The 11,529-nt window shown below is 43.9% G+C and carries 3 protein-coding genes, 24 tRNA genes and 2 rRNA genes; 3 read left to right on the top strand and 26 right to left on the bottom strand.

The window, feature by feature from the left end; all coding sequences use genetic code 11:
• Window positions 1–117 precede the first annotated feature (117 nt).
• The 3 genes from EJF36_RS03605 (at window position 118) to EJF36_RS03595 (ending at window position 5,227) form a co-directional block, all read left to right on the top strand.
• The gene (locus EJF36_RS03605) at window positions 118–1,281 is read left to right on the top strand and encodes a nitroreductase family protein (protein WP_125905031.1); all 1,164 of its coding nucleotides are present in this window, start codon (window positions 118–120) and stop codon (window positions 1,279–1,281) included.
• A gap of 11 nt (window positions 1,282–1,292) precedes the next feature.
• A complete protein-coding gene (locus EJF36_RS03600) occupies window positions 1,293–2,630 on the top strand; it encodes an APC family permease (protein WP_260471820.1) in 1,338 nt (445 codons plus the stop codon).
• Between the two features lie 668 nt (window positions 2,631–3,298).
• Window positions 3,299–5,227: an endonuclease MutS2 gene (locus EJF36_RS03595; RefSeq protein ID WP_125905029.1), complete on the top strand. Its 1,929-nt coding sequence runs from the start codon at window positions 3,299–3,301 to the stop codon at window positions 5,225–5,227.
• Between the two features lie 166 nt (window positions 5,228–5,393).
• Here the strand turns inward: EJF36_RS03595 and EJF36_RS03590 are convergent.
• The 26 genes from EJF36_RS03590 to EJF36_RS03465 form a co-directional block, all read right to left on the bottom strand.
• Window positions 5,394–5,467: transfer RNA gene (locus EJF36_RS03590), tRNA-Arg, on the bottom strand.
• A gap of 23 nt (window positions 5,468–5,490) precedes the next feature.
• Window positions 5,491–5,581, bottom strand: a tRNA-Ser gene (locus tag EJF36_RS03585).
• An 11-nt stretch (window positions 5,582–5,592) separates the two neighbouring features.
• Window positions 5,593–5,667 (bottom strand) — tRNA-Asn (locus EJF36_RS03580).
• Window positions 5,668–5,688: 21 nt separating this feature from the next.
• Window positions 5,689–5,765, bottom strand: a tRNA-Ile gene (locus EJF36_RS03575).
• Between the two features lie 15 nt (window positions 5,766–5,780).
• Window positions 5,781–5,854 (bottom strand) — tRNA-Trp (locus tag EJF36_RS03570).
• A gap of 3 nt (window positions 5,855–5,857) precedes the next feature.
• A tRNA-Tyr gene (locus tag EJF36_RS03565) sits at window positions 5,858–5,942 on the bottom strand.
• A gap of 40 nt (window positions 5,943–5,982) precedes the next feature.
• Window positions 5,983–6,058: transfer RNA gene (locus EJF36_RS03560), tRNA-Thr, on the bottom strand.
• Window positions 6,059–6,235: 177 nt separating this feature from the next.
• Window positions 6,236–6,311, bottom strand: a tRNA-Phe gene (locus EJF36_RS03555).
• A 45-nt stretch (window positions 6,312–6,356) separates the two neighbouring features.
• A tRNA-Asp gene (locus EJF36_RS03550) sits at window positions 6,357–6,433 on the bottom strand.
• A gap of 4 nt (window positions 6,434–6,437) precedes the next feature.
• Window positions 6,438–6,514, bottom strand: a tRNA-Met gene (locus EJF36_RS03545).
• Between the two features lie 230 nt (window positions 6,515–6,744).
• Window positions 6,745–6,821: transfer RNA gene (locus tag EJF36_RS03540), tRNA-Asp, on the bottom strand.
• A gap of 5 nt (window positions 6,822–6,826) precedes the next feature.
• A tRNA-Met gene (locus EJF36_RS03535) sits at window positions 6,827–6,903 on the bottom strand.
• Window positions 6,904–7,074: 171 nt separating this feature from the next.
• A tRNA-Ser gene (locus EJF36_RS03530) sits at window positions 7,075–7,167 on the bottom strand.
• 18 nt (window positions 7,168–7,185) lie between these two features.
• Window positions 7,186–7,262: transfer RNA gene (locus EJF36_RS03525), tRNA-Met, on the bottom strand.
• Between the two features lie 38 nt (window positions 7,263–7,300).
• Window positions 7,301–7,376: transfer RNA gene (locus EJF36_RS03520), tRNA-Ala, on the bottom strand.
• Window positions 7,377–7,404: 28 nt separating this feature from the next.
• A tRNA-Pro gene (locus tag EJF36_RS03515) sits at window positions 7,405–7,481 on the bottom strand.
• Window positions 7,482–7,489: 8 nt separating this feature from the next.
• Window positions 7,490–7,566, bottom strand: a tRNA-Arg gene (locus tag EJF36_RS03510).
• An 80-nt stretch (window positions 7,567–7,646) separates the two neighbouring features.
• Window positions 7,647–7,735, bottom strand: a tRNA-Leu gene (locus tag EJF36_RS03505).
• An 8-nt stretch (window positions 7,736–7,743) separates the two neighbouring features.
• Window positions 7,744–7,818: transfer RNA gene (locus tag EJF36_RS03500), tRNA-Gly, on the bottom strand.
• A 19-nt stretch (window positions 7,819–7,837) separates the two neighbouring features.
• Window positions 7,838–7,922, bottom strand: a tRNA-Leu gene (locus tag EJF36_RS03495).
• Between the two features lie 31 nt (window positions 7,923–7,953).
• Window positions 7,954–8,029: transfer RNA gene (locus EJF36_RS03490), tRNA-Lys, on the bottom strand.
• A gap of 28 nt (window positions 8,030–8,057) precedes the next feature.
• Window positions 8,058–8,133 (bottom strand) — tRNA-Thr (locus tag EJF36_RS03485).
• Between the two features lie 19 nt (window positions 8,134–8,152).
• A tRNA-Val gene (locus tag EJF36_RS03480) sits at window positions 8,153–8,228 on the bottom strand.
• A gap of 58 nt (window positions 8,229–8,286) precedes the next feature.
• Window positions 8,287–8,361: transfer RNA gene (locus EJF36_RS03475), tRNA-Glu, on the bottom strand.
• An 8-nt stretch (window positions 8,362–8,369) separates the two neighbouring features.
• Window positions 8,370–8,485: ribosomal RNA gene (gene rrf, locus EJF36_RS03470) — 5S ribosomal RNA — on the bottom strand.
• Between the two features lie 79 nt (window positions 8,486–8,564).
• Window positions 8,565–11,483 (bottom strand): 23S ribosomal RNA (locus tag EJF36_RS03465).
• Window positions 11,484–11,529 lie beyond the last annotated feature (46 nt).

The following is an 11,529-nucleotide window of genomic DNA, read 5'->3' as shown; positions in this document are numbered from 1 at the left end:
GCTACTAGTTTTGTAAGTGGATGAGATTTATTTCATCAAAAAGGGTGGTACCGCGGAGTCTCTTCGTCCCTTGTTGGGGGATGGGACTCTTTTTTTATTTTTTTAGGAGGTATAAGCATGGCTGAATGTGATCAATTTATCCCGCTACACTTTATTGAGAAAACACCCAAAACTCAACAAGAACTCATTAAGCAATATGTAACTAAGATAAAAAATAACGTAGCTACTATTGGCGAAGTAACTACTGAAACACTTGAAGCACTGATTAGAACTGCTGGTTCGGCTCCCTCCGGAGCGAATCAACAACCATGGTCATATGTAATAGTTAAAAAGCAGGAAATTAAAAACGCATTACAGCAAGCAGCATATCAGGAAGGACTTACCGACACAGCTTTTTATATAAAAAACTCTCAATATACTATTGTGCTATTCAAACAACAGTATGGGTTCAATCATGAAGGAAAGAAAATCAAACACTATTATCCTACTGAGTCAACTGCCATAAGTGCAGGGTTTTTGTTTGCAGCATTGAAGCATGCGGATATTAACTTTTCAGTTCATGTTCCAATTGAAGCTTCTCATCAAATACTAAAAAGAAACGTCAATGAAATACCTTTTTTGCTATTTACAATAAAAGGAAGCGATGTGAACTCCTATACTAGCGCAGTTAAATACTACGAAATTATGAAAACGAGACGAAACGTACGTGATTACAAGCAACATCCTGTTGATTCTACTATTATTGCCCATGCTCTAGAAGCAGCAGCATATACTCCTAAGATATCAGGGGTTTCATCATACCGGTTCATTATTGAGACTGATCCAGTCATGAAAGCTCGCATTCGAGAACAAGCTGAGGTTGAGGAAAAAAAATTATATGAGGAACGGATTTCGCATGAGTGGAGACAAGCATTAAAACCATTAAATACTAATTGGCAAAAACCGCATTTAACAGATGCCACCTTTGTTATCACTGTTTTTCGTGACGAACAGCAAGCAACTACCGATACTATTATTGTAGACTCTCAAAAAACATCCATTACGATGAATACTATTATCCCTGCAGGTATGGCAGCAGGTATTTTCTTATCAGGTATACATCACGCTGGACTGTGTACTCTAACATACACCCCAAGTCCCATGGTATTTTTACGAGAGTTATACAATCGACCGAAAACAGAGATGCCTATACTTGTACTGCCTGTTGGTTATCCTGCTGACGGCTGCATCGTACCCAATATTACGAAGAAACCTTTACAAAAAATTCTTACTAAACATTAGGAGAGATTAATATGAAATTACAACGATCTTTAGGAAAGTGGCATGGCTATGCATTAATGATTGGAGGTATGATTGGATCAGGTATTTTCGTTGTTACAGGGGAAGCTGGAGCACAGACAGGTCCATCTGTTCCTCTTGGATATGTAGCATTACTACCAATCTTATTATGCACCGCGCTCGCCTACTTAGTTTTTTTAAGTACTCCTCTTGGGAAAAGCCCAGGTGGTGCCTACACACACATTAGTCGTACCTTTAATAACCATTTTGTTGGCTTTATTTTTATGTGGTTTCAATTCATTGCCTTACTAGGTGTTATGGCTGTTATTGCAATTTCGTTCGGTGAATACGTTGCGACCTTAACAAATTGGGGGAATCCTCTTTTATTAGCAACAGCAATTCTAGGTTTCTTTTATATATTAAATGTAACTGGCGTAAAATGGTTTGGACGTATTCAGTTAACTATGACGGCTATATTATTTGTTTCTATCCTTGTCCTTGTTATACCTGGTTTGTTTCACATTAAGCCAGCTAACTTTCAACCACTTTTTCCGTTTGGTCTCAATGGATTTTTAAGCATTTTACCTAGCTTGTTTTTTGCTTATTTTGGCTTCGAGCAATTAGCACAAGCTGGTGGAGAAATGAGAGATCCGCAGAGAGATATGCCTAAGACTATGCTACGTGGCTCGATTATTACCATGATTATTTATTTTCTAGTATCCATTGTAGCATTCGGTGTTTTGCCTTATACAGAACTAGCCGCATCAAAAAGTGCAATGGCAGATGTTGCCGCAATATATCTTCCATCTGCTGGTGCTCTTGTTGTTAACATTGGAATACTTATGGCCTTTGCAACTACATTAAACTCGCTCATTATGGTCGTATCACGCATCTTATTTACATTCGCTGACGATCATATCGTTCCTACAAGCTTAGCTACTGTGAGTAAAAGATTTGGAACACCACATATCGCATTAACCATTAATACGGTTATCGTCGGTGTGTTACTTTGGACTGGTACTATGAACTTTGTCTTAACTATTGCTCTTCAAGGTATGTTCTTAATGTATATAGGCCATTCTGCATCATTGGTGGCACTTCCGTTCGTTCGACCACAATTGTTTAACACGGCTCTATATCGCCCTTCAAAGAGCATAATGGTTGGATGTGGGTTATTCTCTATTGTAGCTTTAAGCTTTTTTAGCTATAAGTTAATTACATCTGTTCTACCAGTTATAGCAATTTGGACTGTACTCGGCATTGTAATTTATATGTTAGGGAAATTACAAGGGAAGAAGAAAGGCTTTGACTACAAAGCAAGCTTGTCAACAGATTGGGATAATGTTGCATAAGAGAAATTTCTTATAAAAATCTAAAGGGTGTACCAAAACTAAATTTTGGTACCCTTTTTCTGTTGATCTCGGGTAAAGGTTCACCAATCGATGATTATGTTAAAGTTACGGCTTACACTAGTTGTTAATTTTGCTACCATTGCGCTTCCTTTCCACAAGCTGACTGCCCAACTACCCTCACGTGATGTTTTTGTCATCAAAAAATGATTCTTCTCGCAAAATAACTGACAAATTAACACAAGACATGTTCATCTTTAAAAGGGAATTTTTGATGACCTTTTGAGAACGTCTCAATTTTTACTATCTCCATTGACAAAAATGGTAATATCTTATAATATGTAGCTAACCTGAACTATAAGGGAGTCATGCAGTATGTTAGGTGTCGTTCTTAACTAAAAACGTAACTAAATACGTTTGGAGCCAAAAAAGCAGCTTAAAGGTGCTTTATTTAAGTACGCATATGTACTTGGCTTACCAAGTTAAGAACACAGGTTAACACACTCGCTATGCCTCTACAAAAGTCAAGCTGTGCCTGTATAGGAACAGTTTTTTTGTTGTAAACAATAGGCCTTTCAAGTCTATTTTATTTGGCATATTTATCATTTGAGTCGCAAAGAACCTAGGTTCTTTGCGACTTTTTTATTATTTAAAATTAGGAGGAAAGAACGTTGAACACACATACATTTGATATTTTACAATTCAATGAAATTAAAAAAGAAGTAGCACGTTATGCACTATCGGATTTAGGGAAAGAAAAAGTGCTGAATTTGTATCCATCTTTTAATAAAAAACAAATTGAAGCTCAACTACATGAGGTAACAGAAGCAAAAGTCGTGTTAGAAAAAAGTGCCAGTGTACCAATTCATAGCTTGACAGGGATGCAACAAATTTTTCGATTATTTAACAAAGGAGCTGCTCTAAGACCAGACCAACTAATGACAATATACGAACTATTAGATACGGTTGAAAAGCTACGTAGATTTATGCAGGATAAAACCTTTATAGCTCCTCATATATCTAGCTATGTAAATGGATTAGCAAATTTAAACGAGCTATCATCTGAGATTATTCGTTGTATTCGCAATGGGCAGGTCGATGATTACGCAAGTAAAGAGTTGCTTCGAGTTCGCAAACAAATATCTATTTATGAACAAAGACTTAAGGACCGCCTTGAGAAGTTCGTGAAATCAGCTAAATATACTAAGTATCTACAAGATACGGTTGTTAGCATACGCAATGGGCGGCACGTTATATCTGTAAAAAAAGAATATCGTAAAATGATAGCTGGTACGGTGTTAGACACATCAGCCTCAGGCTCAACTGTATTTTTGGAACCAGATGAAATTGCTCACATTCAAGGAGATATTGAGCTGTTGCAATTTCAAGAAGAGGCAGAAGTACAGCAGGTTCTTTTGTTTTTAACAGGGCTTGTTGAACAGCATGAACAAGATATCAAACTAGCTGTTGAAACGATGGTTCATTATGATGTTTTATTCGCTAAAGCAAAGTATAGTGTTGAAATAAATGGAAATCCCGTAAAAATCAATGACTTTCATTACGTCCATTTAAAGCAGGCGAGACACCCACTATTACGAGAAGATGCTGTACCACTTACACTAGAACTAGGAGATTCTTATGATGCACTTGTTATTACCGGACCTAATACAGGTGGTAAGACTGTAACCATCAAAACAGTCGGACTGTTAACCATTATGGCACAAGCAGGATTACACATACCTTGTAAACATGATAGTGACATTGCCATTTTTAATAAAATTCTAGTTGATATCGGGGATGGACAATCAATTGAACAATCGTTAAGTACTTTTTCTTCACGGATTACAAATATTATTGAAATTTTGAAAGAGACAACTCACCAAACATTAGTCCTTATTGATGAGCTTGGTTCCGGGACTGATCCAGGAGAAGGTATGGGATTAGCAACCTCTATATTACAAGAGCTTTATGATAAGGGTGCCACTCTTTTGGCAACTACACATTATAGTGAGATAAAAGAGTTTGCAACAGATACAGAAGGTTTTGAAAATGGTTCAATGGAATTTGATTTAGATTCATTGCAGCCAACCTATAGATTACTGATTGGTAAGGGGGGTGACAGTCAAGCGTTTGCTATTGCCTTAAAATTAGGAATGCATCCGCGCATAGTAGAACGCGCTCATCACATTACTTATAAAGCAGAAAGATCTTACAACTCATCCTTTGAGCAACGTGAGCTTGAGAAGCAATTAGCATACAATCAAAAGCACATTAGACAGATGAAGCATAAGCATCGATCAGAAAAAATAAAAGTAGAAAGTTTATTTAAAAAAGGAGATAACGTAAAAATTCCACATCTTAATGAGCATGGTATTGTACGTGATTCAGCTGATGAGAAAGGCGAAGTAGTCTTGTTAGTAAAAGGAGAGTTTAAGACGATCAATCAAAAACGTTTAGAGCTTTACATTAAGTCAGAGGATTTATATCCACCTGATTATGACTTTGATATCATCTTCAAAAGTAAAGATTATAGAAAGAAAGATAAACTAATGAGTAAGCACCATGTGGACGGATTAATTATTAACCACACAGAACAGTAGCATACTAACAAGCCTTGGCTCTCATACCAAGGCTTGTTATTTATCCTAAAATATTGCGTGCTACAAAATTCTACAGCCATTGCTTGAATAAAATTAGATTCATAATTTTTTATAATGACTATACAACAAAAAAACCAACCTAATAAGGTTAGTTTCTTTGTTTGGACGCGCCTTAGAGGATTCGAACCTCTGACACACGGCTTAGAAGGCCGTTGCTCTATCCAACTGAGCTAAAGGCGCATAATAATTTATAATGGATCTTCTGGCGGAGAAGGAGGGATTTGAACCCTCGCGCCGCTTACACGACCTACACCCTTAGCAGGGGCGCCTCTTCAGCCACTTGAGTACTTCCCCAAATAAAAAAATGGCTCCGCAGGTAGGACTCGAACCTACGACCAATCGGTTAACAGCCGATTGCTCTACCACTGAGCTACTGCGGAACGTTACGTATATATTTATTATGGTGGGCCTAAGTGGACTCGAACCACCGACCTCACGCTTATCAGGCGTGCGCTCTAACCAGCTGAGCTATAGGCCCTAGTTTGTGTCATTATGGCAGGGGCAGTAGGAATCGAACCCACACCGGAGGTTTTGGAGACCTCTGTTCTACCGTTAAACTATGCCCCTAAATGGTGGAGGGGGACGGATTCGAACCGCCGAACCCTCAGGGAGCGGATTTACAGTCCGCCGCGTTTAGCCACTTCGCTACCCCTCCACAGATATTGAATGTTATTTTCGCATTCACGAAATAAATCTGGTGCCGACGAGAGGACTTGAACCCCCAACCTACTGATTACAAGTCAGTTGCTCTACCAATTGAGCTACATCGGCATAATATAGTGGTAACATATATACTACGTTTACTACTCAGTAAACGTCACCCCAACCTCAGTAAGCTAATACAAGAAGTAGCTCGGTTGGTGTGCTGAAGCTTATTCAAAGATGCTTAATCGATCGTGCTCTACCAATTGAGCTACATCGGCAAAATAAAAAATATAGATACAAAAATGGTGGCTCGGGACGGAATCGAACCGCCGACACAAGGATTTTCAGTCCTTTGCTCTACCAACTGAGCTACCGAGCCACACTATGAATTTATATCAACAGCAGATAAACTACTGGGATAAAATGGCGGTCCGGACGGGACTCGAACCCGCGACCTCCTGCGTGACAGGCAGGCATTCTAACCAACTGAACTACCGGACCATTTTGGTTGCGGGGGCAGGATTTGAACCTACGACCTTCGGGTTATGAGCCCGACGAGCTACCAGACTGCTCCACCCCGCGTTAATAATATAGTATAAATTTTTCAGCATACACTTATATTTTTAATGACTGTCCCTTCCTCTTCTAGCTTAATCAAAGAAGGTGATGCGGCGGGACAACTCGTAGATTACTCACGGATGCTTTGCTCGTTGCTCCACTCCGCGTTAATATTATAATATAAATTTTTATTCTTATGACCTTACCATACTATATATCTACTGCCCAACATAAATCAATCATATTGGAAAAACTGGCGGTCCGGACGGGACTCGAACCCGCGACCTCCTGCGTGACAGGCAGGCATTCTAACCAACTGAACTACCGGACCATTTTTGGTTGCGGGGGCAGGATTTGAACCTACGACCTTCGGGTTATGAGCCCGACGAGCTACCAGACTGCTCCACCCCGCGTTAATGATATAATATAGATTTTTCGGCATCCATTTATATTTTTAATGACTGTCCCTTCCTCTTCTCGCTTAATCAAAGAAGGTAATGCGTCGGGACAACTCGTAGATTACTCATGGATGGTTTGCTCGTGGATCCACTCCACGTTAATACTATAAGGTTTGAAAAATAATATGGCGGAGGAAGAGGGATTCGAACCCCCGCGGGCTTTAACACCCCTGTCGGTTTTCAAGACCGATCCCTTCAGCCGGACTTGGGTATTCCTCCGTATTATTTTCAAATAAGTGGTAGCGGCGGAGGGAGTCGAACCCACGACCTCACGGGTATGAACCGTACGCTCTAGCCAGCTGAGCTACACCGCCACGATAAAGTTATTATACTTCAGTTGCAAAATATTAATTGGTGGAGCCTAGCGGGATCGAACCGCTGACCTCCTGCGTGCAAGGCAGGCGCTCTCCCAGCTGAGCTAAGGCCCCTTACTTTTGTTTCATATGAGAATTCGGCTGGTCGGGAAGACAGGATTCGAACCTGCGACCCCTTGGTCCCAAACCAAGTGCTCTACCAAGCTGAGCTACTTCCCGTATTTAAATGGCGCGCCCGACAGGAGTCGAACCCATAACCTTCTGATCCGTAGTCAGACGCTCTATCCAATTGAGCTACGGGCGCATTTTGTTTTTTATTGTACGTATTTTACTTACGTATATTATGGATGTTTATTTTACTACGCTTCGCTTCGTAAAAAAACTTGGTGCCGAGGACCGGAATCGAACCGGTACGGTAGTCACCTACCGCAGGATTTTAAGTCCTGTGCGTCTGCCAGTTCCGCCACCCCGGCACTTACTATGGAGCGGAAGACGGGATTCGAACCCGCGACCCCCACCTTGGCAAGGTGGTGTTCTACCACTGAACTACTTCCGCGTTCCGCGCTTGAATATCATGGTGCGGGTGAAGGGAGTCGAACCCCCACGCCTTGCGGCGCCAGATCCTAAGTCTGGTGCGTCTGCCAATTCCGCCACACCCGCATGTTAAAAACTATAGATGATTAATAAATCATGGTGAGCCATGAAGGACTCGAACCTTCGACCCTCTGATTAAAAGTCAGATGCTCTACCAACTGAGCTAATGGCTCATTTTATATAAGAATAAAATGAATAACGTGGTGCCGACGAGAGGACTTGAACCCCCAACCTACTGATTACAAGTCAGTTGCTCTACCAATTGAGCTACATCGGCCTTATAAGCATGTCCATTATGGTGGAGGATGACGGGATCGAACCGCCGACCCCCTGCTTGTAAGGCAGATGCTCTCCCAGCTGAGCTAATCCTCCATGAAACTATATACTATGCTAGTTTTATCTCGCTTATACTAAGCACTATGAAAAACAATGGTGACCCGTACGGGATTCGAACCCGTGTTACCGCCGTGAAAGGGCGGTGTCTTAACCGCTTGACCAACGGGCCAGGTAATAGCTTGGCGACGTCCTACTCTCACAGGGGCAATGCCCCAACTACCATCGGCGCTGAAGAGCTTAACTTCCGTGTTCGGGATGGGAACGGGTGTGACCTCTTCGCCATCGTCACCAAACTATACAATTTTATATAGGGATTGTTCCCTCAAAACTAGATAACGATAAAACAACAACTAGATGTTTGTGCGTCGACTTTTGGTTAAGTCTTCGATCGATTAGTATTCGTCAGCTCCACGTGTCACCACGCTTCCACCTCGAACCTATCTACCTTGTCATCTTCAAGGGATCTTAGAATGGGAAATCTCATCTTGAGGGGGGCTTCATGCTTAGATGCTTTCAGCACTTATCCCGTCCGCACATAGCTACCCAGCGATGCCTTTGGCAAGACAACTGGTACACCAGCGGTGCGTCCATCCCGGTCCTCTCGTACTAAGGACAGCTCCTCTCAAATTTCCTACGCCCACGACGGATAGGGACCGAACTGTCTCACGACGTTCTGAACCCAGCTCGCGTACCGCTTTAATGGGCGAACAGCCCAACCCTTGGGACCGACTACAGCCCCAGGATGCGATGAGCCGACATCGAGGTGCCAAACCTCCCCGTCGATGTGGACTCTTGGGGGAGATAAGCCTGTTATCCCCGGGGTAGCTTTTATCCGTTGAGCGATGGCCCTTCCATGCGGAACCACCGGATCACTAAGCCCGACTTTCGTCCCTGCTCGACTTGTAGGTCTCGCAGTCAAGCTCCCTTGTGCCTTTACACTCTACGAATGATTTCCAACCATTCTGAGGGAACCTTTGGGCGCCTCCGTTACATTTTAGGAGGCGACCGCCCCAGTCAAACTGCCCACCTGACACTGTCTCCCATCCCGATCAGGGATGTGGGTTAGAATTTCAATACAGCCAGGGTAGTATCCCACCGACGCCTCCACCGAAGCTAGCGCTCCGGCTTCTCAGGCTCCTACCTATCCTGTACAAGCTGTACCAAAATTCAATATCAGGCTACAGTAAAGCTCCACGGGGTCTTTCCGTCCTGTCGCGGGTAACCTGCATCTTCACAGGTACTAAAATTTCACCGAGTCTCTCGTTGAGACAGTGCCCAGATCGTTACGCCTTTCGTGCGGGTCGGAACTTACCCGACAAGGAATTTCGCTACCTTAGGACCGTTATAGTTACGGCCGCCGTTTACTGGGGCTTCGATTCAGAGCTTCGCTTGCGCTAACCCCTCCTCTTAACCTTCCAGCACCGGGCAGGCGTCAGCCCCTATACTTCGCCTTGCGGCTTCGCAGAGACCTGTGTTTTTGCTAAACAGTCGCCTGGGCCTTTTCACTGCGGCTTGTCAGGGCTTTAACACCCCAACAAGCACCCCTTCTCCCGAAGTTACGGGGTCATTTTGCCGAGTTCCTTAACGAGAGTTCTCTCGCTCACCTTAGGATTCTCTCCTCGCCTACCTGTGTCGGTTTGCGGTACGGGCACCTACCCCCTCGCTAGAGGCTTTTCTTGGCAGTGTGGAATCAAGGACTTCGGTACTATAGTTCCCTCGCCATCACAACTCAGCCTTCACGATGACGGGATTTGCCTCATCATCAGCCTAATTGCTTGGACGCGCTAATCCAACAGCGCGCTCACCCTATCCTCCTGCGTCCCCCCATTGCTCAAACGGTGGTGAGGTGGTACAGGAATATCAACCTGTTATCCATCGCCTACGCCTTTCGGCCTCGGCTTAGGTCCCGACTAACCCTGAGCGGACGAGCCTTCCTCAGGAAACCTTAGGCATTCGGTGGAAGGGATTCTCACCCTTCTTTCGCTACTCATACCGGCATTCTCACTTCTAAGCGCTCCACTAGTCCTCACGGTCTAGCTTCACAGCCCTTAGAACGCTCTCCTACCAATGTCGTGAGACATTCCGCAGTTTCGGTGATACGTTTAGCCCCGGTACATTTTCGGCGCAGAGTCACTCGACCAGTGAGCTATTACGCACTCTTTAAATGGTGGCTGCTTCTAAGCCAACATCCTGGTTGTCTAAGCAACTCCACATCCTTTTCCACTTAACGTATACTTTGGGACCTTAACTGGCGGTCTGGGCTGTTTCCCTTTCGACTACGGATCTTATCACTCGCAGTCTGACTCCCATGGATAAGTCTTTGGCATTCGGAGTTTGACTGAATTCGGTAACCCGATGAGGGCCCCTAGTCCAATCAGTGCTCTACCTCCAAGACTCTTACTCATGAGGCTAGCCCTAAAGCTATTTCGGAGAGAACCAGCTATCTCCAGGTTCGATTGGAATTTCTCCGCTACCCACACCTCATCCCCGCACTTTTCAACGTGCGTGGGTTCGGGCCTCCATTCAGTGTTACCTGAACTTCACCCTGGACATGGGTAGATCACCTGGTTTCGGGTCTACGACCACGTACTAATTCGCCCTATTCAGACTCGCTTTCGCTGCGGCTCCGCCTATTCAGCTTAACCTTGCACGTAATCGTAACTCGCCGGTTCATTCTACAAAAGGCACGCCATCACCCATTAACGGGCTCTGACTTGTTGTAGGCACACGGTTTCAGGATCTCTTTCACTCCCCTTCCGGGGTGCTTTTCACCTTTCCCTCACGGTACTGGTTCACTATCGGTCACTAGGGAGTATTTAGCCTTGGGAGATGGTCCTCCCTGCTTCCGACCGGATTTCACGTGTCCGGCCGTACTCAGGATCCACTCTGGAGAGAACGAAGTTTCAACTACAGGGTTGTTACCTTCTTTGACGGACCTTTCCAGGTCGCTTCATTTACTTCGTTCCTTTGTAACTCCGTATAGAGTGTCCTACAACCCCAAGAGGCAAGCCTCTTGGTTTGGGCTAATCCCGTTTCGCTCGCCGCTACTCAGGGAATCGCATTTGCTTTCTCTTCCTCCGGGTACTTAGATGTTTCAGTTCCCCGGGTCTGCCTTCATCACCCTATGTATTCAGGTGTAGATACTGTTCCATTACGAACAGTGGGTTTCCCCATTCGGAAATCTCCGGATCAAAGCTTACTTACAGCTCCCCGAAGCATATCGGTGTTAGTCCCGTCCTTCATCGGCTCCTAGTGCCAAGGCATCCACCGTGCGCCCTTCCTAACTTAACCTACGATCATTGATCGTGTTTATAAATCAGTTCTTTTAACTTTGCGA

The sequence above is a fragment of the Bacillus sp. HMF5848 genome, from assembly GCF_003944835.1.
GTDB lineage: Bacteria > Bacillota > Bacilli > Bacillales > HMF5848 > HMF5848.
This window is presented reverse-complemented; position numbering and strand designations above follow the sequence as displayed.